Below are 20,616 nucleotides of genomic sequence, written 5' to 3'. Positions count from 1 at the left end.
GCAGACACGGGTAGCCCCCCGCGCCATCGGCCTACGACAAGTAGCCGCGCGCCAGGGCTACTCACTGATACGACCGGTTGGCCAGCACCCGCAGCAGCACCAGCCACACCGGGCCGGCGTATTGCAGGTAGCCGGTGGTGAAATACGCCGGGATGAGCAGCGCGAAGAATACCACCACCAGCGCCAGGTAGCGCCGCTCGGCCAGGGTGGTATGCCGCCCCAGCAGGTCGAGGCTGATGAGCGCCACCGGCATGCCAAACGCCAGGCTGCGCGTGATGTCGGTGACGGCAAAGGCGCCCGCGAAGATGGGCGCGAAGCTACCTAGTAGTAACATCAGCAGCTGCCAGCGCCGCTGGTAGGCCAGCAACGCCAGCGCCAGCGCCACCGGCAGCCAATAGCTCGATAAGCCCGTGACGAAGCCCAGCGCCAACAGCTCGTGCCAGCTGCTGTGGAAGAGCGCCGACATGCCCACCAGCCCGCCCGCCGTGTGCAGCCCATAGTGCCACATCAGGGCTAGCCGCAGCGCCCCGTAGGCTAGCCACGCCGCGTACACTGCCGTGGCCGGCCGCGTAAACAGGAAGCGCCGCAGGCCCGGCACCTGCCACTCGTGCTGCCGCGCGCCGTACCAAAACACCAGCAACGTACTGGCCGCCAGCACCCGCTCATCGACGAAGCCGCCGGCCAGCACCAGCCCCCAGATGGCTAGCCAGCGCCGCGCGCCCAGCGCCAGGATGAGTGCCGCGTAACCCAGCCCATCGAAGTACCCGCTTAGGTCATAGGTATACTCGTAGCCGAAGTACGTAAGCGCCAGCCCCAGCGTGAGCAGCGCCGCGGCCACGCGGTCGCGCAGGCTGGCGGCGAGCAGGCTCGCCACCCGGTAAAATACAGCCAGGCCCGCCAGCACCTGCAAGCCTAGCAGTGCAGCCAGCGGCAGGTGCAGTACCCGCGCCAGCAGGGGCACGGCCAGCCGAAAGCTCATTTTGGCCAGGTGCGTCGCAGCTACGTCGGCGCGCGGCGTAAAAGGTGCCGCTATCTGCTCGTTGATGCGACGCAGCTTTTCATCCAGCACCTCGGTGTGCGCAAAAAGCTGGGCGTAGGCGTGGTTGACTTTCGGGAATTGAAACGTGGCCGCCACCAGCAGGCACAGCCCGGCCAGCCACCAGCGCCAGTGCCGGTGGGCCGTGCGCCGGGCCAGCCACTCAAACCCCACCTCGAATAGCGTGTGTAGCATGGGGCAAAGATGGCCCGCCGCCGCCCGGCCTGCATCGTTCACCTCGCTTAGGGCAACCAAAACGGCCCGCTACCTGCCGGTAACGGGCCGTTTTGGGCCTGGGAAGGCGGAGAGTTAAATATCGAACTTGATTCCCTGGGCCAGTGGCAGCTCAGTGCCGTAGTTAATGGTATTGGTCTGGCGGCGCATATACACGCGCCAGGCATCGGAGCCCGACTCGCGGCCGCCGCCGGTTTCCTTTTCGCCGCCGAAAGCCCCACCGATTTCGGCGCCGCTCGTGCCAATATTCACGTTGGCAATGCCGCAGTCGGAGCCGGCGTGGCCCAAGAAGGCCTCGGCCTCGCGCAGATTCAGGGTGAAGATGGCCGAGGACAAGCCTTGCCGCACGCCGTTTTGCAGTGCCACGGCGTTTTCCACGCCGCCCGAGTATTTGAGCAGGTAGAGGATAGGCGCGAAGGTTTCGGCCTGCACGGTGGCGTAGTGGTTTTCGGCCGCTACCAGGGCGGGCAGCACGTAGTGCCCGCCGTGCAGCTCGGCGCTGCTCAGCACCTGGCCGCCGGTGAGCAGGGTGCCGCCCTCCTTTTGCACCGCTTCCAGCGCATTGGTAAACAGCGTCACGGCGTCGGCGTCGATGAGCGGGCCCACCAGGGTGCCAGCTTGTAGCGGGTGGCCCACCGGCAGCTTGGCGTAGGCGGCCAGCAGGCGCTGGCTAACTTCTTCGTAGATAGAATCGTGGATGATGAGGCGGCGCGTAGTGGTGCAGCGCTGCCCTGCCGTGCCCACCGCCCCAAACACAATGGCGCGCATGGCCATGTCGAGGTCGGCCTGCGGGGTAAGGATGATGGCGTTGTTGCCGCCCAGCTCCAGCAGGGCACGGCCCAGGCGCTGGCCCACGGCGGCGCCCACGGCCCGGCCCATGCGGGTGCTGCCGGTGGCCGACACCAGCGGCACGCGCTCGTCGGCGCTCATGGCCTGGCCCACGTCGGCGTGGCCCAGCACGAGGCTGAACACGCCTTCGGGCACGTTATTATCGGCCAGCACTTTCTCGATGAGGTGCTGCACGGCCACGGCGGCCAGCGGGGTTTTCTCCGAGGGCTTCCAGATGCACACATCGCCGCACACGGCGGCCAGCATGGCGTTCCAGCTCCACACGGCCACCGGAAAGTTGAAGGCCGAGATGATGCCCACAATGCCCAGCGGGTGGTACTGCTCGTACATGCGGTGCGCGGGCCGCTCCGAGTGCATGGTGTAGCCGTGCAGCTGCCGGCTGAGGCCCACCGCAAAGTCGCAGATGTCAATCATCTCCTGCACTTCGCCCAGGCCTTCCTGCAAGATTTTGCCCATCTCGTAGCTCACCAGCTTGCCCAGCGCTTCCTTGTGGTGGCGCAGGGCTAGCCCAATCTGGCGCACCACGTCGCCGCGCTGGGGCGCGGGCACCAGCCGCCACACCGGAAACGCGGCTTCGGCGGCGGCTACCACGGTGTGGTAGTCGGCCACCGTGGCCTGGGCCACGGCCGCGATACGCTGGCCGTCGGCCGGCGACACGACAACGCGGTTTGGGTTGCTCGCCCCGCCCCACTGGCGGCCGGTGCTGTAGGCCGGGTTTTGGGGCTGCACGCCGAGCTGGCGCAGCACGTCGCGCATGCCGTGGGGGTCTTGGTGCGGGTGCGGCACGGTCACATCAGGGGTGGTGGCTTCTTCGAGGGCCTGCTTCATATGCAAGAGAAAACTAAGCGGTGGGAGTCGCCAAAGGTAGGGCCGCTAGGGCTGCTGTAGCAGCCAGGCCAGGGCATCGCTTTCCTGGTTGAAGTAGCAGTAGCGACTGCCGTGGGTGGCACCCTGCCGAATGTTTTCGCGCAGGCCGGCATTGGCAGTGGCCTCGCGCTGGTCTACCATCGCGAAGTAGGCGAGTGCCACGGGCTGCCCCAGCACCTGCGGCAGCTGGCGGCTGAAGTCGGCAAACCAGGCAATGGCCGCCGCGTCGTTGATGTGGCGGCGGCGCACATCGAGCAGCCAGTGCCGGCAGTGGCCGTGGGCCACGGCGGCTTCCAGCAGGGCGGCGTAGTGCGTTTTAATCTCGGCCAGCGACACCGGGTGCAGCCACCGGCCAATGAGCAGGTGCTGCTCGGGCCGGTAGTCGAGCGTAAAGGCGTCGGGAAAGGAAGTAGCGAGTGGAGTCATTGCCCGGCAAGAGAAAAATGAGGGCGTAAAGCTACCGTTTTCAGAGGCAGAAGCACCTGTTTCGCTTTCCAAAAGCCATGCGTCTGGTCTATTGCGCTGCACGTGCGGCGCACCGGCATTTTCACTAGGGCAAGCCGCTATATTTACGGGCTTACCTTTCACTTGGCTTTTGTTTTTTCCTGCATGCGCAATTCTTTACTCGTAATTCTTTGGGTGGTGCTGTGGCTCGGGGCCTGGCCCCGACTGGCCGCTGCCCAGGCACCCGTGCCGAAGTGGCTAGCCCCCCAGGCCGTGGCTCCTACCGCCGCCGGCAGCTCGGCCACTGTGATAGCTACTGCCCTCGATGCCAGCGGCAACGTGTACGTGGCCGGCACCTTCACCGGCACCGTGGCGCTCGGCGGCGTCACCCTCACCAGCGCCGGCCAGGAAGACATATTCGTGGCCAAGTGGGCTAGCCGGGGCAGCACCTTGGTGTGGGCGCAGCAGGCCGGCGGGCCGGGCAGCGACCAGGCCACCGCCCTGGCCCAAAGCGGCGGCAGCGTGTACGTGGCCGGCTACTTCGATGGCGCGGCCGCTTTTGGCAGCCGCACCCTCATCAGCGCCGGCCAAAGCGATGGCTTCGTGGCCAAAATTCTCGACGCGGGGGCTAGCGGCAGCTTTGCCTGGGCGCAGCCGGTGGGCGGCCCCGGCAATGACCAAATTAATGGCCTGGCGGCCACGGCAAGCGGCGTTTACACCATCGGCAACTTTACCGATACGGCCACCTTCGGCCCGACTACGCTTACCAGCCTGGGGATTTCGGATGTATTTATCAGCAAGCTGACCGACGCGGGGGCTAGAGGCAGCTTTGCCTGGACGCAGCCGGTGGGCAGCACCGGCAACGACTTTGGCAGCGCGCTGGCCGTGAGCGGCCCCAGCGTATACGCCACGGGGTTGTTTGGGGGCACTACCAACTTTGGTGGCGTTGCCATCACGCCCAGCGGCACTTTTAATATGTTCGTGGCCAAGCTCAGCGATGCGGGGGCTGGCAGCTCGTTTAGCTGGGTGCAGGCGGTGCCGGGCAACGGGCTGCACGTAGTCAATGACCTGGCGGTGAGCGGCGCTTATGTGTACCTGGCGGGTCGGTTTCAGGGTTCGCTCTCATTTGGCCCCAGCATGCTCACCAACGTCAGCTCGTTTGGCGGGCCCTACGACATCTTCGTGGCCAAGCTGGTCGATGCCGGCAGCACCGGCAGCTTTACCTGGGCGCAGCAGGCGGGCGGGCAGCTCAGCGACTACCCCACGGCCATTGCCGTGCACCTGGGCAGCCTCTACGTGGCGGGTGGCTTTGCGGGCACGGCGGCATTTGGCTCGACTACGCTCACCAGCAATGGTTCTTTCAACGATGCTTTTGTAACTAAAATCCTCGACCTCAACACGAGCGGCTCCTTTCAGTGGGCCAAGGCCGTGGGCGGCACCGGCACCGACCAGGCCAACGCCCTGGCCGTGACGCCCGCCGCCATCGTGTACGTGGGCGGCGTGGCGCTGCCGCCCGTCAGCTTCGACAGCTACCCGCTGGCTAGCCCGGTGGCGGCGCCCACGGGCTTTCTGGCTTCGTTTCAGGATGCTTTTGAAATAGCTACGGCTAGCCCGCAACTGGGCCTGCCCTTTTCGCTAGCCCCCAATCCGGCACAGGGCACCACTACGGTGGCCGTGCCGGCCGTGGCGGAGGCTAGCACCGCCTCGCTCACCTTGCTCGACGCGCTGGGCCGGGTAGTGCGCACGCGCACCGCCGCGCTGCCAGCGGCGGGCCTGCGCACGGCCTTCGACCTGGCGGGCGTGGCGCCCGGCGTGTATGCGCTGCGCGTGCAGGCGGGCGCGCAGGTGGGCACCGCACGCCTCGTGGTGGACTAAGTGAGCCGCCACAGTCCACAAAAAAAGCCCCCGCCAGTAGTTGGCGGGGGCTTTTTTTGTGACAATCAGCACTGATGACTATTCGCGGCCGATAGGATAGAAAGCCTTGCGGCCATCGGGATACACGCCCTCGACGAGCGCGCCCGAGTTATTCTTGGCTTGGTCGAGGTAGGCTTGTACGTCGGCGGGCTTATGCACGGCATTCTTATCGATGCGCGTGATAATAAAGCCATCGGCCATGCCGGTTTCCTTGAAATTGCTGCCTTTAATGCCCGAAATCTGGGCGCCGCCCTCGATGCCGAGCGAGTTTTGCAGGCGGGCCGCTACGGGCGACACCTTGGCACCCTCGTAGCTGATAGCAGCTTCGGCGGGCAGCTCGTGCACCACGGCCGTGGTATTAGAAGCATTGAAGAGGGTCGCGTTGGCTACTTCTTTATTGCTGCCGCGCAGGTAGCCCACTTTGATTTTATCGCCGGGGCGGAAGCGCGACACCTGCTCTTGCAACTGCGCAGCCGTATTTACCGGCACGCCGTTGATGTCGGTGATAATATCGCCGGTTTTCAAGCCAGCCGCAGCGGCCGAGCTCTTTTCATTCAGCCCCTGCACGTACACGCCATTCAGGGTGTTGAGCTTCTTCTCCGAAGCCAGGCGAGCGTCTACTTCCTGGATGTGCACCCCCAGCAGGGCGCGCTGCACCACCTTGTATTTCAGAAGGTCGTCCACCACCTTGCTCACAATGGAGCTGGGCACGGCAAAGGCGTAGCCTTCAAACGAGCCGGTGTGCGACGAGATGGCCGAGTTGATGCCGATGAGGTCGCCGTTGGTGTTTACCAGCGCGCCGCCCGAGTTGCCGGGGTTTACCACGGCGTCGGTCTGGATGTACGACTCCACGCCCATGCCGTTCTGCTCGCGGGCCAGGATACCGATGCTGCGGCCTTTGGCCGAGATGATACCGGCCGTCACGGTCGAGTTCAGGTTGAATGGGTTGCCCACGGCAAGCACCCACTGCCCCACCTTCACGTCGTCGGAGTTGCCGTATTTGATAAAGGGCAGGTTATCAGCCTTTACCTTAAGCACGGCCAGGTCGGTGCTGGGGTCGGCACCCACCAGCTCGGCATCAAACTTACGCTTGTCGTCAAGCACGACCGTGATTTTAGAAGCCTTGTCGATTACGTGGTTGTTGGTCACGATGTAGCCGTTGGCGGCGATAATCACGCCCGAGCCGGAGCCTTCGCCCCCGCCCTGCGGCTCGCGCTGCCGGCCCTCAAACTGGTCGCCGAAGAACTGACGCAGAAAGGGGTCCATCTGCATCATGCGGCTTTGCTGGCTAGCCGGCTCGGCCTTGTATTCGGTCATTACGTGCACCACGGCGGGCGTGGTAGCGGCCGCAGCGGCCACGAAGTTCAGGCCTTCGGGCGCAGCGTAGGCGCTGCTACGCATGGCCGACGTATACCGCACCTGGGGGTCGGAAGCCACCGTTGTTTGAGCCACGTTGCCCGGCTCGGATTCCAGCAGCTTATATCCCCCCACGGCCACACCCCCACCGAGTACGGCAGAAGTCAAGAGGCCGAGCATTAGTTGTTTAGCTTGCATTGGGGTTGAGTTAAAGAAGGAAGAAAAGAAAGTAACAGCTAGCGGAGCCTGGCAAAGCGGGCGGCTCCTAATCAAGTACCCGCGAAAATAACAAAGAGTTTAATTTCTGGCAGCTTCAACGCAAAAAAGAGCGCGGCTAATACACAAGGGTTGCGTGCTGCTTTATGCTAAACAAACGCTGAACCAAAAAAGGCACCCAGCTAGGGTGCCTTTCTGGCCGGTGGCTTAGCGCACTTCGATGTGCTGCTTGGTCACTTTCTCGGTGTCGAAGGGCAGCGTCACGCGCAGCAGGCCATCGGCCATTTCGGCCGTGATGGCCTTCACGTTCACCGTTTCGGGCAGGCGGAAGCTGCGGCGGAAATCGCCGAAGCGGGTTTCGACGCGGCGCAGCTTGGGGGCATCTTCGCCCTCGGTGGCCGGGACCGGGCGGCTGCCGGCTACCACCAGCTGATTGTCCTGGAAGTCGATGCTTACGGCGTCTTTGGCCACACCCGGTAAGGCCAGGTGCAGTTCAAAGCCCTGGGTTGTTTCGAAAATATCGGCGGCGGGCACGAAGGAAGTCGAGGGCTGGGGCGTAGCCGGCTGAGCATCGCGCAGCAGCTCGCTCAGCATGGAGTTGAAGGCCCGGGTGGGGGCAACGGTCGGGCGGGCGTTATACAATAAAGTAGACATGGTAAAAGGAAGATGTTAAGGTTAGTAGCCAGCTGCCAAGCGGACAGCGCTACCGCTCTTCCTTAAATTTTATGCCGCATCAGGAATTGCGACAAAATGTCTCTTTATCACGCAAGCTCACGTTTTCCGGGGCGTAATCAGCGGCATAAACTGCCTTTTCAGACTATTGAGGGCAGTTTATGCAGCCAATATCATACGTCTTTTTGGCAGATACCCTACCCCGGCCACCCAATACTAGTGCTGCGTCGGCAGCTTGAAGCGGCCCTCGATGTAGGCCCGGTGCGACAGTGTGTAGCGCAGCTCCAGGCCCGCAGTGGGCAGGCGAATGTTCAGCTTGCCGTTGGAGGTAGGGTTGCCGTACTGGTCGGTCTGGATAAGCGTGCGCAGGTACTGCGTCTGAAACGCAAACCACGGTGTTACGTCGAGCCAGGCATTGGCAAAGTGAAAACCCAGCTCACCGCGCAGGCTGGTAAAGTCGATGGTACGCTTATCGGGGTCGGTGGCGGCTTTTTGCAGGCGCAGAAACAGAGCGGGCTCGAAACTCAGGCGCGGATTCAGACTTACGGCCTCGCCCAGGCTAATGCCGTTCTGGAGTTGCAGGTCGAGCCGCAGGCGCACCAGCGTGGGGCTGGCGGCGTAGTAAGTTGGCAGTAACCCGTAGGCTGGGTTCAGGCGGATGCCGTCGGCCAGGGAGTACTCTACCGCCAGGCGCTGCCCAAAGGTGAGCGGGCCCAGCGTATTGCGGTGGCGTAGCAGCAGGCCCGGCTGCAACACGGTGCTGGAGCCAACGGCGTTGGCCAGGCGTGCGGTGGCACCCCAGCTCCAGAGACCGTTGTTGAACTGCTGCTCGTAGCCAGCCGCCAGGTAACGCGTATCGAGGCCCAGCGAGCGGTCTACCACAACGTTGTTGTAGTCGCTGTAGCGTGCGCCGCCCACGGCCAAGTAGGCGTAGCTGTGGTTGGTGGGGACCAGCTCGGCTTGCAGCTCAGGCTGAGCCACGTAGCCGCGCTGTACGTGCTCGGTACCCTGGCCGTAGGAGGCCAGCGGCAGCAACGCCAGCAGTAAAATAATGCGCATAATGAGGTATTCGGGCGTAAATACTAAACCAAGAACAAGCGCCACTTATTGCGCGCCGCCCAATTCCTGCAAGGTGAGCCAGGCCATGAGCCCCGCGCCTACGCTCAGCGCCTGCTCGTCGATGTCGAAGATGGGCGTGTGCACTGAGGCGGCGAAGCGGCCATCGGCGGCGCGGGTACCTAGCCGATAAAAGCAGGCCGGCGCCGCCTGCGAGAAGTAGGCAAAGTCTTCGGCCGCTAGCCACTGGTCGAGCTCAATTACGTTTTCGGCACCCAGGTACTGCTCGGCGGCGGCGCGCACGCGGGCCGTCACGGCGGGGTTGTTGTCGAGGCACGGGTAGCCGCGCCGGATTTCCAGCTCGCACACCGCGCCCATGCTGGCGGCCAGCCCCTCGCAGAGCTGCCGCAGGTGCTGGTGGGCTTCGTCGCGCCACGCTTCATCGAGGGTGCGGAAAGTCCCTTCGATGTAGACCTCGTCGGGGATAACGTTGGTGGCGCCGTTGGCGATGACCTTGCCGAAGCTCAGCACCGAGGGCATTTTGGGGTTGGCGCGGCGGCTCACTATCTGCTGGGCGGCCACGATGAGGTGGGCCGCTACCAGCACCGGGTCGAGGTTGAGCTCGGGCATGGCGCCGTGGCCACCCTTGCCCTTGATGCGCAGGTACAGCTCGTCGGTGCTGGCCATGTAGCGGCCCGGCCGCAGCCCAATCTGCCCCACCGGCAGGCGTGGAAACACGTGCTGGCCCAGCACCTCGGCCGGCGCGGGGTTTTCGAGCACGCCGTCTTTTATCATCAGCGAGGCGCCGCCGGGCAGCAGCTCTTCGCCGGGCTGAAAAATCAGCTTTACGGTACCCTTGAAGCGGGCGCGCTGCTCGGTGAGCAGGCGGGCGGCTCCCAGCAGGCAGGTGGTGTGCACATCGTGGCCACAGGCGTGCATCACGCCGGGGTTCGTCGATTTATACTCGACCTCGCTCAGCTCATGAATGGGCAGCGCGTCCATATCGGCGCGCAGGGCCACTACCGGCCCGCCCGGCTGGCCCTCGATGAGGGCCACCACGCCGGTGCCCGCCACGGCGTAGGGGGCTAGCCCCATGGCTTGCAACTGCTGGGTTACGAAGGCCGACGTTTCGGTTTCCTTGAACGAGAGCTCGGGGTGGGCGTGCAGGTGGCGGCGCACGGCCGACAGCTCGGGGGCTAACGCGGCAGCACGGGATTTTAGATTTTCTAGCATAACATCTTATCGGCTGTCCTGCTCATCTGGCGGCCGCTTGCCGAAGCAGGACGTTCATTTTGTTTATATACAGCCCACTAGGGCACCTTATTCAGCAGCACCTGCATGGGCTCCAGCTCGGCGCGGGGCACAAACTGGCGCACCCTGGCCAGGCCGCGCGCGGCGTCGAGCTTGTTGAGGTAATCGCCGATGTAGAGCCGGTACACGGGCTGCTTGAAGGTGATATAATCCGTCTCGTCGGGGTAGCGGCTGATGATTTGGCGCCGGATATTCATTACCTGGTCGCGCTCCAGCCCCAGATAGGCCCGCACCCGGAAGCCGCTGGCATACTTCACGTTTTGGTTGGTGAATGCCTGGTCGCGCAGGCGCTGCTCTACCTGGGCCGTGACGTGGCTGGTGGGCGCGGGGGCAGCCTTGGTAGCGGGCGCGGCAGGCCGAGGAGCCGCCGCTGGCGCAACAGGGCTAGCCGCCGTAGGCTGCGCAAACACTGGCCGGTACTTGGCTACCTCCTCGCTAGGGGCGCTGGCCACGGGCCGGCGCGTGGTATCTGCGGGCGTTTGGGCGCGGGCGGTGGGGGCGGCCGGTGAGGTAGCCGCGCAGGCCGCTAGTAGCGCTAGACTCAGGACCAGCACGGCATTACGAAGGCGCATTTTCATCTTCCTGCAAGATAGCCAGACTGTTGGACGTGCCCAGGCGGTCGGCGCCGGCGGCTAGCATGGCCAGCGCCTGCTCGCGGGTGCGAATGCCCCCGCTAGCCTTGATGCGCACCCCGGCGGGCAGCACGCGGCGCAGCAGCTCCACATCGGCCACCGAAGCGCCCCGGCTGGCAAAGCCGGTGCTAGTTTTTACGAAATGCGCGCCGGCCTCGGCGCAGAGCCGGGCGGCGGTTTCCAGCTCGTCTTCGGTGAGCAGGGCGGTTTCGATGATGACTTTTAGCAGGGCGTTGTGCACGTCGGCGAGGTCGGCCAGGTCTTCAAGCTCCGCCTTTACGGCATCGAGCTGGCCCGATTTCAGGAGCGACACGTTCAGCACCACGTCGAGCTCGGTAGCGCCTTCGGCCATGGCTATTTCCGCTTCCCGAAACTTGACCCGGCTGCTGCTGTACCCGAGCGGAAAACCGATGACTGTGCACACGGCCACGCCCGAGCCGCTGAGCTCACGGGCGGCCAATGCCACGTGGCACGGCGGCACACAGGCGCTGGCAAAACCATGCTGGCGGGCTTCCCGGCACAGCTGACTTATCTGGGTTTCGGTGCAGTCGGGCCGCAGCAGGGTATGGTCGAAGGTAGCGGCGAGGTTGGGCGTGGGCATGGGGCAAAGGTACGGCGGGGGCCGGGCCTTACTCAACCACCAGTTGCTGCGTGGCCAGGCGCTCGCCTAGCCACACCTGCACCGCATACATACCGGGCACCAACCCGCTCAGCTTTAAGGCGTAATCCTGCCCAGCCGGGACCTGGGCGGTACGTACTAGCCGGCCTAACCCATCGACCAGAGTAAGCGTGGCAGCGCCTGCCCCGGCCGGCACACGCACGGTAGCCGTGTTGGTGGCTGGGTTGGGATACAAGCCAAGACCGGGCAGCGAAGCAGACTTGCTGGTGGATAGCGGCCCGGCCTCGATAGAAGGGGCTAGGGCAGCTAAAAATGCTCTGGGACCACTCGGGGCCGGAATAGTTAGCGCCCCGAAAGTAGAGCCGGCCCCTACAATACCCGCTACGTACAAATTATTGCCGCTACGGGTCATTACGTTTGCTTGCATGCCCGTGCCCGTTGAGTACTGCAGCCAAGCTAGGCTAGCCATAGTACCCGTGTCGATGAGCTTAATTACTACCGCCCCATTGCCGGCCGCAACGGCAACGTTGCCATCAAAGCCAAATGCACCAGTGTATGTGCCGGCTACGTATACGCTGCTACCGCTTACTATTAGCGACGAGGCGCTGTGACCGCCACTCGCGCCGCCGGCCTGCCGCACCCAGTTTACATGGGCGGTAGTACCCGCATCGGTAAGTCGCCCTACCAGTAGGTCCTGGTCCCCGATGCTAGTGAGCGTGGTGGCCCCTATGGTTGCGCGGCCAGTAAAGTTTCCGGCCAGGTACACCGTCGAACCGCTAGCCGCCAAGGCCAGCACGGCTACGGAACGACTATTAGCCGGGCTGCTTAGTAGCTGTACCCAGCTGGCGCTGCTGCCGGCCCCGGTATCGGTGAGCTTAGCTATAAAGGAATTTTGGCCAGGTAGCGCCAAATTACCAATACTGGTAGAATTATAGTAGATACCCGCTACATACACGCTGCTTCCACTCACCGCTATGGCCCTAGCCGCGGTAGGCAAGGCAAAGCCAATGCGTTGGGTCCATGCGTAGCTGCCGGTAGCCCCAGCGTCGGTGAGCTTAACTACGTACATATCATTGTTTCCCAAGGCGGTATACGTAGCGGAGCCAAACTCAGCCGTTCCCGAAAAAGACCCCGTAGCGTACACATTACCGCCACTGGCCGCTAGCGCCACCGTCGGCCCACCCACCGGCTGCGCCCACACCAGCGCGCCGGCTTCGGTTAATTTGGTCAAGTAGTAGCCACTAGCCGCTGGCCCACCGCCTAAGCCGGCGGGCGCACCCCGCAACGCAGTCGCCACATATACACTACCGTTGTCGACGGCTAGAGCAGCGACGTAGTCCCCATCGGTAGTGCCGCCAGCCCGGAGCGCCCACACAAAATCGTTGGCTGTGGGGCTCCACTTTGCCACGAAGGCATCCTTACTGAAACCTACCGTATTGCCGCTGATCACGGCGTTAGTAAGCGTAAGGCTGCCTAGGACTAGCTGACTGTTAGAAAACCAGCCAGCGATGTACACGTTGCCAGCCGCATCAGTAGCCGCATCAGTTATGGTAGAATAGGACCCACCGCCGGCAGAAAGAGCCATTTGCCAGGCCGGTGCCTGGGCCCGAGCCGAGGCACCGGCCAATAGCAGTAGTACTATACTTAACAGGCGTGATACAGCGGCTAGCATGGCGTTGGGTGAGAGTTGGGAGTAAGTAAGCTTGATGATTAGCAGGTGCCAAGCAGCGTTGCATTGCAGCACCCAAAGTAGCACTATTTGCTTTATTATACTTGTACCCAACTAAAAAGGCCCGCTTGCGCGGGCCTTTTTAGTTATTACTGAGCCGTTTCTTACTCCACTAATACGCAGCGCTGAGCGGCCAGGTCTTCCTCTACCGTCTTGAACTTCACGTCGCGCAGCACGCGGCCGTCCATGTACTGCACACTCACTTTGTCGTTGCGGTTAGCAATTTTCTGGCTGCGCACCGGTTCCTGTTTGATGGCCGGAGCTGGGCCCACACCCAACTCAGCGGCCTGGTCGAGGTCTTCCTGGCCGGCGCCGAGGCTCACGTCCGACACAGCTTTCTCGGCTTTCAGCCTGGGCAGGGGCTCTACGATATCATCTTCGTAATGAAAATCTGGCTCGGCAAAACCGGCCTCGGCGGCCACCGGCACGTCGGCCTTGAAAAGGAATCCGCTGGTGCTGTGGTTCACCTTGGCTAGCATGCGCTTAAATAGTTCGAAGGCTTCGAACTTGTAGACCAAAAGCGGGTCCTTCTGCTCGTACACCGCGTTTTGCACTACCTGCTTGAGGTCGTCCATCTGGCGCAGGTGCTGGGTCCAGGCTTCGTCGATGGTCGAGAGCACGGCGCCCTTTTCCATCTGCCGAATGATGTCGAGGCCCTGGCTAGCCTGCGCTTTGCGCAGGTTGGCGATTACCTGGGTGTGCTTGTGGCCATCGGTGAAGGGAATGGCGATGTTTTCGTAGGGCGTGTTCTGGCTCAGCAGGTCGTTTATCATCGGCAGGGCGTTCTGGCCAATGTGCTCATTCTTGCTTTCGTAGTAGCCCGTGGCCTCGTCGTAGAGCTTTTGGGTGAGGCGCTCGGCGGGCAGGGCCGCAAACTCCTGGGCCGTGATGTGCGTGTCGTAGCCAAAGTCCTTGATGATGGCCAGCTTAAAATCCTCAAAGTCGTTGCTGATTTTATGGCCGGCGGCGATGTCCTCGCTCACGTCATAAATCAGGTTGAGAATGTCCAGCTCCAGGCGCTCGCCGAAGAGGGCATTGCGGCGGCGGCGGTACACCACCTCACGCTGGGCGTTCATCACGTCGTCGTACTCCAGCAGGCGCTTGCGGGTGCCGAAGTTATTTTCTTCCACCTTCTTCTGGGCGCGCTCAATGCTCGACGTAATCATCGAGTGCTGAATTACTTCACCCTCTTCCATCCCCATGCGGTCCATGAGCTTGGCAATGCGCTCCGAGCCGAACAGGCGCATCAGGTTGTCTTCGAGCGACACGAAGAACTGCGACGAGCCCGGGTCGCCCTGGCGGCCGGCGCGGCCCCGCAGCTGGCGGTCCACACGGCGGCTTTCGTGGCGCTCGGTGCCGATGATGGCTAGCCCCCCCGCCTCGCGCGAGGTCTCGCGCAGCTTGATGTCGGTACCCCGGCCGGCCATGTTGGTGGCGATGGTTACGGTGCCGGGGTAGCCGGCGGCGGCCACAATCTCGGCTTCGCGCTGGTTCTGCTTGGCATTCAGCACCTGGTGCTTGATGCCGCGCAGCTTCAGCATGCGGCTCACGAGCTCCGAGATTTCCACCGAAGTCGTACCCACCAGCACCGGGCGGCCAGCTTGTACTAGGGCCTGAATTTCCTCGGCTACGGCGTTGTACTTCTCGCGCACCGTGCGGTACACTTTGTCGTGGTCGTCCTTGCGCGAGATGGGGCGGTTGGTCGGAATCACTACCACGTCGAGCTTGTAGATTTCCCACAGCTCGCCGGCTTCGGTTTCGGCCGTGCCGGTCATGCCGCCCAGCTTGTGGTACATGCGGAAGAAGTTCTGCAACGTCACCGTGGCGTAGGTCTGGGTGGCATCCTCGATGCGCACGCCTTCCTTGGCCTCGATGGCCTGGTGCAGGCCGTCGGAGTAGCGGCGGCCTTCCATCACGCGGCCGGTCTGCTCGTCCACAATCATCACTTTGCCTTCCTGGCTCAGGATGTACTGGTCGTCGCGCTCAAACAGCGTGTAGGCTTTCAGGAGCTGGTTTACGGTGTGCACGCGCTCCGACTTCTCCTGGTAGTCGCTCATGAGCTGCTCCTTTTGCTGGAGCTTTTCCTCGGCGGTCAGGGCGTCGGCCTTTTCGATGTTGGCGATTTCGACGCCGATATCGGGCATAATGAACAGGTACGGGTCCTCGCCCTGCGCCGTAATCAAATCGATGCCTTTTTCGGTCAGCTCAATCTGGTTGTTTTTCTCATCGATGGTGAAGAACAGCGGCTTGTCGGCCTCCGGCATCTGGCGCGAGTTGTCTTGCAGGTAGAAGTTTTCGGCCTGCTGCAAAATCACGCGCATACCGGGCTCCGACAGAAACTTGATGAGCGGCTTGCTCTTGGGCAGGCCGCGGTAGGCGCGGAACAGGGCTAGCCCGCCGTCGCCGTTTTTACCACCTTCCTCGGCGCCGGTTTTGCCTTCGGCAATGAGCTTACGGGCCTGCACCAAGTAGTTCTGCACCAGCTTTTTCTGCTCGTCCACCAGCCGCTGAATGCGGGGCTTGAGCTGCAAAAACTCGTGCACGTCGCCCTTGGGCACGGGGCCCGAGATGATGAGCGGCGTGCGCGCATCGTCAATCAGCACGGAGTCCACTTCGTCCACCATCGCGTAGTGGTGTTTGCGCTGCACCAGCTCGCTAGGGTCGCGGGCCATGTTGTCGCGCAGGTAATCGAAGCCGAATTCGTTGTTGGTACCGTAGGTTACGTCGGCCAGATAGGCGTTGCGGCGGGCGTCGGTGTTGGGCTGGTGCTTGTCGATGCAATCCACCGTGAGGCCGTGAAACTCGAACAGCGGCGCATTCCACTCCGAGTCGCGCTTGGCCAGGTAGTCGTTCACCGTTACCAGGTGTACGCCCCGGCCGCCCAGCGCGTTCAGGAACGCGGGCAGGGTCGAAACGAGCGTTTTACCCTCACCGGTGGCCATCTCGGCAATCTTGCCCTGGTGCAGCACCACGCCGCCAATCAGCTGCACGTCGTAGTGTACCATGTCCCAGGTAATCTCGGCGCCGGCGGCCAGCCACTTGTTGCTCCACACGGCCTTATCGCCCTGAATAGTCACGTTCGACTTGGTGCGGGCAATGTCGCGGTCCATGTCAGTGGCCGTCACCACCAGCTGGCCATTTTGGGCGTAGCGGCGGGCAGTTTCCTTCACAATGGCGAAGGCCTGGGGCAGCACCTCGGTAAGGGCCGCTTCGAGGTCTTTGTTGCGCTGCTTTTCGAGGGCGTCTATTTGCTCAAAAATGGCCTCCTTACGCGTCACGTCGAGGTTAGGCTGGGTGTCAATCTGCTCGTGCAGGCCGGCCAGCTGCCCATCGATGCCGGCTAGCTTGCCATCGAGCTGCTGGCGCACTTCCTGGGTACGGTGGCGCAGCTGGTCGTCGGTCAAGGCCGCCAGTTTGGCATATTCCGCATTAATGAGGGCCACGTAAGGCACCACGTCCTTGAGGTCCTTTTCTGCTTTGGAGCCAAACAGCTTGGCGACGGTTTTGCCGAGGAAATCTAACATTGGGTAAACAAATTGACTAAAAAGAGCAGCGCGTTCTGGACAAATTTACGGCCTACCCGCTTAACGACGCGATGGGCCATAAACCACAAAACCCCGCACACTCAAAAAGAGTGCGGGGTTTCAGGAAGCGGAAATATTGGCAGGGCTGCCTGAAGGAAGAATGCTGAGCGAGAAATTATCGTTTGGAAAACTCCTGACTCCTCATTCAGCATTCTTCCTTCGGGCTACTCTACGGCCGGCTCGCGGTTGATAAGCTTCTCGACCAGCGAAGTCGAGCCAGCGATGGCCGGACGCACGGGCTTAGCGGCTTCCTCCTTGTCCGTCAGCTTCTTATAAAGTGTCAGCGCCTGAGCTACTACCTGGTCCATGTTGTAGTACTTGTAGGTGGCAAGGCGGCCTACAAAGTGCACGTTGGGCGTCTCGTCGGCGAGCTTCTTGTACTTGGCATACAGCTCGGCATTTTCGGGCATGGGCACCGGGTAGTAGGGGTCGCCCTCGGCCTGCGGGTACTCGTACACGATGGCTGTTTTGGGGTGGCTCTGGCCGGTAAGGGCCTTAAACTCGGTGATGCGGGTGTAGGCGTGCTCGTTGGGGTAGTTCACTACCGGCGCAGCCAGGTGCTGCTCTTTATTCAGCGTGTCGTGCTTGAACTCAAGCGAGCGGTAGGGCAGCTTGCCAAACTTAAAGTCGAAGTACTCATCGACCGGGCCGGTGAAAATCATCTCCTTAAAGGGGATGAATTTAATCACTTCGTGGTAGTCGGTATTGAGCATGATTTTGATGTTCGGGTGGTCGAGCATCTTCTCAAACATGCGGGTGTAGCCGTGCAGCGGCATGGCCTGGTAGGTATCAGTGAAGTACCGGTCGTCGCGGTTGGTGCGGGTAGGCACGCGGCTGGTCACCGACTTATCGAGCTGCGAGGGGTCGAGGCCCCACTGCTTATTGGTGTAGTTCTTGAAGAATTTATTATACAGCTCCCGGCCCACCTTACTCACCACCACGTCCTCCGACGTTTTCACGACCGGCACGTCCTCGGCCACCGAAGCGAAGAACTCTTCTACCTGGAAGCTAGTCAGGTTCAAGCCATAAAGCTTGTTAATCGTGTCGAGGTTAATCGGCATTGGCACCAGCTGGCCATCAACCGAGGCGAGCACGCGGTGCTCATAAGGGCGCCAGTCGGTGAAGTTACCGAGGTAGTCAAATACGTCCTTGGAGTTGGTGTGAAAAATGTGCGGACCGTACTTGTGAATCAGAATTCCGTCTTCGTTATAATGGTCGTAGGCATTACCCCCGATGTGACTGCGCTTGTCAATGATGAGCACTTTTTTGTTGCTGCGGGTGGCTAGCCGCTCGGCCAGCACGCTGCCAGCGAAGCCGGCCCCGACGATGAGATAGTCAAACATGGGAGGAAAATTTAGAGGATGTGGAGTAAAACCTTGAGTAGTTGGGCGGGAAAGAATAACTTATCGGGCGGCAGGTTGCTTGGCAGCTAAGCGCTCCTGCATCAGATTTACCATGTTTTGCCAGGTCAGGTCCCAGCTGATGGTGGCCAGGTAATCGTCGGTGCGGGTGCGCCAGCTGGCATCCTTGCCCTGCTCCAGCGCGCGGGCAATGGCCTGGCCGAATTCCTTCGGGTCGTCGGCAATCTGGACCAGCTCCAGGTCGCCGTAGGGGCGCACCACGTCGCGGATGCTGGTGCTCACCACCGGCCGGCCGGCCGCCAGGTACTCCGGCGTTTTGGTAGGCGAAATAAATTCAGTGCTTTCGTTGCGCGCAAAAAGCAGCGTCGCTACGTCCCAGCCGCGCAGATACGCGGGCAGCTCCTGGTAGTTTTTGCCGCCCAGATAGTGAATGTTTGCATTGTGGGGCAGCGTGGCGGGGTCAATCTTCACCACTGGTCCGATGATAACGAACTGCCACTGCGGATGGTTCGTGGCCAGCTGGCCTAGCAGCTCAATATCGAGGCGCTCGTCGACTACGCCAAAGAAGCCGACGCGCGGGTGCGCAATGCCGGCTTGGTCGGCGGGCTCGGCCAGCGCGGGGTTGCGGGCCTGGCCAAAGTGCTCTTTGTCAATGCTGCTCGGAAAGGCGTGGGCATCGTTATGCTGCTCGCGCTTCGCCTCGTAGAGGCGCTGGCCGCCGGTAAAGACAAGGTCGGCCTGCTGAAACAACTCCTGCTCGCGCTGCCGCAATTCGGGCGGCGCAAATTTGAATTGGGCCAGCTCATCCATGCAGTCGTACACGGTAAGCACGGGCTGAAACTGGCGCGCCCGGCTCATAGCCATTGGCGTATAAATCCAGAAGATGTAGGTATCGAGGCTGTTATCCGCGAAGAATTTCTTTAATACCGCTACCTGCGCCTGGTCGCTAGCCTGCTCGTTGCCCCGCAGGCGGTTGGGCAGGTGCACTACTAATACTTTCACGCCATTCTGGCGCTCCTTCACTTCCAGGTGCGGCTCGATGAGGTCATCGGGGTGGAAGAAGGCATCTTCAACATAAAAAACCCGACCGTGCTGCGCAAAGCGCGACAGCAGATGCTGGGGCCGCTGCCATACAAAATCCCAATGCAGGTGCGCAAAACACACCAAATCGGGCAGCGAATACGTAGGATGGTTTGCGTCGGCTAGGTCCGCAGCCGGGGCGGTGGAGGCGGCACGCACAGGTGCCTCCGCCGGAGTAGAAAGCGGCATGAAAAAAGACAGGAAAGAGCTTCAAGAGCCGCCAAAGCCGGGTAAAAACGTCCAGCAGGCAGCAATCTGCCTAGTCTACGAAAGCCCCCATAAAAAAGATATGGCTGAGCTTAAAATGGTAGTTTTTCGCAGCGCTTAGCCTTCCCCACTCAGTATTAGCTGCAATTCGACGGCATTTGCCCAGCCGGCGGGGGTATTTTCACGCAGCCAGTCGTGGCGCACGCCCACGCGCCGAAAACCCGTTTTTCGGAACAAGCTGAGGCTAGCCCGGTTAGTACTAGCTACGGTGCAGTATAGCTGATGCAGCCGCAGCTGCTGCCGGGCGTAGGGCAGCAGCCAGGCCAGGGCAGCCTGCGCGTAGCCGCGCCGCCGGGCACTTTTGCGCACCGTGATGCCCACGCCCGCCCGCTGATGCAGCGCCGAGTAGTCGAATAAGTCGAGCGTGCCAACCGGCTGATTTTCTTCAGAATTGATTATCAGGCGCATCTGTCCGGCTTCGGCGAGGCTAGCGGCGGCGTGGCGCAGGTATTCGCGCAGGGCGTGGCGCGAAATGGGCGCCGGCAGCACGTCCGAAACGGCCCACAGCGCGGGGTCGTTTTCGAGCTGAAATAAAAATTCTAAATCATCGGGTTCGAGCGCGCGCAGGGTCACCATCGCCGCTAGATTTCGCCGCCAAACACGCGCACGGCCGGGCCACTCAGCCACACGTTTTCAAAGCCACCGTCGGGGCGCTGGTCGAAGGCTACTTCAAGCAGGCCGCCGGCGGCTTGCAGCTGCACCGGCGAGACCGCGCCGCGCGTCGAGGCGGCCAGGGCCACGGCCGTGACGCCGGTGCCGCAGCTCAGGGTTTCGTCTTCGACGCCACGCTCGTAGGTGCGCACCGGCCAGGGGTGGCTAGGGTCGGCGGGCACCTGCACAAAGTTGACGTTGACGCCGGCCGGGTCGTAGGCCTGGTCGTAGCGGATGCTGTGGCCGTGGCCATACACGTCGAACTCGGCCAGCGAGTGGTGCTCTTCGGGGTCGAGAAAATGAATGTGGTGCGGCGAGCCGGTGTGCAGAAAAACGTCGTCCTCCCCTACCCCGGCGGGCTGGGCGGCGGCCACGTCTATCATCTTCAGGCGCACCGTGCCATCGGCTTCCACGCGGGCTTCGTGCGGGCCATCTACGGCGATAAAACGCGCCTTATTCTCAATGACTCCCAGATACTTGGCAAAGGCGACCAGGCAGCGCCCACCGTTGCCGCACATAGTGCTGGGGCGGCCATCGGCGTTGAAATACACCATCTCGAAGTCGTAGCCGGCGCGGTTGCGCAGCAGCATCAGGCCATCGGCCCCGATGCCGAAGCGGCGGTGGCAGAGCGCCGCAATGCGGGCGTGGTCGGTGTGGTCAAATTGCTGGGCACGGTCGTCGATGATAACAAAGTCGTTGCCGGTGCCCTGGTATTTATGGAAGTACATGGCGAGAAGG

16 protein-coding genes are annotated in these 20,616 nt (G+C 62.2%); 1 reads left to right on the top strand and 15 read right to left on the bottom strand.

From position 1 onward, the window contains the following. Positions 1–61 precede the first annotated feature (61 nt). The 3 genes from GKZ68_RS19975 to GKZ68_RS19965 all read right to left on the bottom strand — a co-directional run bounded on the left by GKZ68_RS19975 (position 62) and on the right by GKZ68_RS19965 (position 3,412). Positions 62–1,231: a hypothetical protein gene (locus GKZ68_RS19975; protein ID WP_173117920.1), complete on the bottom strand. Its 1,170-nt coding sequence runs from the start codon at positions 1,229–1,231 to the stop codon at positions 62–64. Between the two features lie 114 nt (positions 1,232–1,345). After that, positions 1,346–2,875: an aldehyde dehydrogenase family protein gene (locus GKZ68_RS19970; RefSeq protein ID WP_254244303.1), complete on the bottom strand. Its 1,530-nt coding sequence runs from the start codon at positions 2,873–2,875 to the stop codon at positions 1,346–1,348. 117 nt (positions 2,876–2,992) lie between these two features. Next, the gene (locus GKZ68_RS19965; RefSeq protein WP_173117916.1) at positions 2,993–3,412 is read right to left on the bottom strand and encodes a hypothetical protein; all 420 of its coding nucleotides are present in this window, start codon (positions 3,410–3,412) and stop codon (positions 2,993–2,995) included. A gap of 183 nt (positions 3,413–3,595) precedes the next feature. Between GKZ68_RS19965 and GKZ68_RS19960 the strand changes: the two genes are divergently transcribed. Continuing rightward, complete coding sequence (locus GKZ68_RS19960) at positions 3,596–5,305, top strand: T9SS type A sorting domain-containing protein (RefSeq protein WP_173117914.1); 1,710 nt, start codon at positions 3,596–3,598, stop codon at positions 5,303–5,305. A gap of 78 nt (positions 5,306–5,383) precedes the next feature. On the opposite strand, the gene GKZ68_RS19955 is transcribed toward GKZ68_RS19960, so the two are convergent. The 12 genes from GKZ68_RS19955 to dapF form a co-directional block, all read right to left on the bottom strand. Further along, a complete protein-coding gene (locus tag GKZ68_RS19955) occupies positions 5,384–6,868 on the bottom strand; it encodes a trypsin-like peptidase domain-containing protein (protein ID WP_367949183.1) in 1,485 nt (494 codons plus the stop codon). A 255-nt stretch (positions 6,869–7,123) separates the two neighbouring features. Further along, the gene (locus tag GKZ68_RS19950) at positions 7,124–7,570 is read right to left on the bottom strand and encodes an Hsp20/alpha crystallin family protein (protein WP_173117912.1); all 447 of its coding nucleotides are present in this window, start codon (positions 7,568–7,570) and stop codon (positions 7,124–7,126) included. 234 nt (positions 7,571–7,804) lie between these two features. Beyond that, positions 7,805–8,647, bottom strand: coding sequence for a hypothetical protein (locus GKZ68_RS19945; protein WP_173117910.1), 843 nt, complete (start codon positions 8,645–8,647; stop codon positions 7,805–7,807). Positions 8,648–8,692: 45 nt separating this feature from the next. Then, positions 8,693–9,877: a M20 family metallopeptidase gene (locus tag GKZ68_RS19940; RefSeq protein WP_173117908.1), complete on the bottom strand. Its 1,185-nt coding sequence runs from the start codon at positions 9,875–9,877 to the stop codon at positions 8,693–8,695. 77 nt (positions 9,878–9,954) lie between these two features. Beyond that, entirely contained in the window at positions 9,955–10,527 is a 573-nt protein-coding gene (locus GKZ68_RS19935) for a hypothetical protein (protein ID WP_173117906.1), read from the bottom strand. Then, entirely contained in the window at positions 10,514–11,188 is a 675-nt protein-coding gene (deoC, locus tag GKZ68_RS19930; protein WP_173117904.1) for a deoxyribose-phosphate aldolase, read from the bottom strand. Before deoC ends, GKZ68_RS19935 begins: the two co-directional genes overlap by 14 nt. 28 nt (positions 11,189–11,216) lie before the next feature. Beyond that, positions 11,217–12,437, bottom strand: coding sequence for a T9SS type A sorting domain-containing protein (locus GKZ68_RS19925; RefSeq protein WP_173117902.1), 1,221 nt, complete (start codon positions 12,435–12,437; stop codon positions 11,217–11,219). 602 nt (positions 12,438–13,039) lie between these two features. Further along, a complete protein-coding gene (gene secA, locus GKZ68_RS19920) occupies positions 13,040–16,459 on the bottom strand; it encodes a preprotein translocase subunit SecA (protein WP_173117900.1) in 3,420 nt (1,139 codons plus the stop codon). 224 nt (positions 16,460–16,683) lie between these two features. Beyond that, complete coding sequence (gene glf, locus GKZ68_RS19915; RefSeq protein WP_173117898.1) at positions 16,684–17,862, bottom strand: UDP-galactopyranose mutase; 1,179 nt, start codon at positions 17,860–17,862, stop codon at positions 16,684–16,686. Between the two features lie 60 nt (positions 17,863–17,922). Further along, positions 17,923–19,149, bottom strand: a complete 1,227-nt coding sequence (locus GKZ68_RS19910) for a glycosyltransferase family 1 protein (protein ID WP_173117896.1) — start codon at positions 19,147–19,149, stop codon at positions 17,923–17,925. Between the two features lie 135 nt (positions 19,150–19,284). Then, on the bottom strand, positions 19,285–19,803 hold the full coding sequence (locus GKZ68_RS19905; protein WP_173117894.1) for a GNAT family N-acetyltransferase: 519 nt from the start codon (positions 19,801–19,803) through the stop codon (positions 19,285–19,287). A gap of 5 nt (positions 19,804–19,808) precedes the next feature. Further along, positions 19,809–20,606 carry a diaminopimelate epimerase gene (dapF, locus tag GKZ68_RS19900; protein WP_173117892.1) on the bottom strand — a complete coding sequence of 266 codons (798 nt, stop codon included), beginning with the start codon at positions 20,604–20,606 and terminating at the stop codon, positions 19,809–19,811. Positions 20,607–20,616 lie beyond the last annotated feature (10 nt).

The organism is Hymenobacter sp. BRD128 (genome assembly GCF_013256625.1).
Classification (GTDB): Bacteria; Bacteroidota; Bacteroidia; order Cytophagales; family Hymenobacteraceae; genus Hymenobacter.
The sequence above is the reverse complement of the archived record's forward strand: the minus strand, read 5'-3'. Positions and strand labels throughout refer to the sequence as shown.

Coding starts and splice junctions, on each gene's coding strand:
- dapF (WP_173117892.1), bottom strand. CDS start 20,606: ATGTACTTCCATAAATACCAGGGCACCGGCAACGACTTTGTTATCATC.
- GKZ68_RS19910 (WP_173117896.1), bottom strand. CDS start 19,149: ATGCCGCTTTCTACTCCGGCGGAGGCACCTGTGCGTGCCGCCTCCACC.
- GKZ68_RS19960 (WP_173117914.1), top strand. CDS start 3,596: ATGCGCAATTCTTTACTCGTAATTCTTTGGGTGGTGCTGTGGCTCGGG.
- GKZ68_RS19945 (WP_173117910.1), bottom strand. CDS start 8,647: ATGCGCATTATTTTACTGCTGGCGTTGCTGCCGCTGGCCTCCTACGGC.
- GKZ68_RS19935 (WP_173117906.1), bottom strand. CDS start 10,527: ATGCGCCTTCGTAATGCCGTGCTGGTCCTGAGTCTAGCGCTACTAGCG.
- GKZ68_RS19905 (WP_173117894.1), bottom strand. CDS start 19,803: ATGGTGACCCTGCGCGCGCTCGAACCCGATGATTTAGAATTTTTATTT.
- GKZ68_RS19940 (WP_173117908.1), bottom strand. CDS start 9,877: ATGCTAGAAAATCTAAAATCCCGTGCTGCCGCGTTAGCCCCCGAGCTG.
- GKZ68_RS19975 (WP_173117920.1), bottom strand. CDS start 1,231: ATGCTACACACGCTATTCGAGGTGGGGTTTGAGTGGCTGGCCCGGCGC.
- glf (WP_173117898.1), bottom strand. CDS start 17,862: ATGTTTGACTATCTCATCGTCGGGGCCGGCTTCGCTGGCAGCGTGCTG.
- secA (WP_173117900.1), bottom strand. CDS start 16,459: ATGTTAGATTTCCTCGGCAAAACCGTCGCCAAGCTGTTTGGCTCCAAA.
- GKZ68_RS19965 (WP_173117916.1), bottom strand. CDS start 3,412: ATGACTCCACTCGCTACTTCCTTTCCCGACGCCTTTACGCTCGACTAC.
- GKZ68_RS19950 (WP_173117912.1), bottom strand. CDS start 7,570: ATGTCTACTTTATTGTATAACGCCCGCCCGACCGTTGCCCCCACCCGG.
- GKZ68_RS19970 (WP_254244303.1), bottom strand. CDS start 2,875: ATGCGCGACGTGCTGCGCCAGCTCGGCGTGCAGCCCCAAAACCCGGCC.
- deoC (WP_173117904.1), bottom strand. CDS start 11,188: ATGCCCACGCCCAACCTCGCCGCTACCTTCGACCATACCCTGCTGCGG.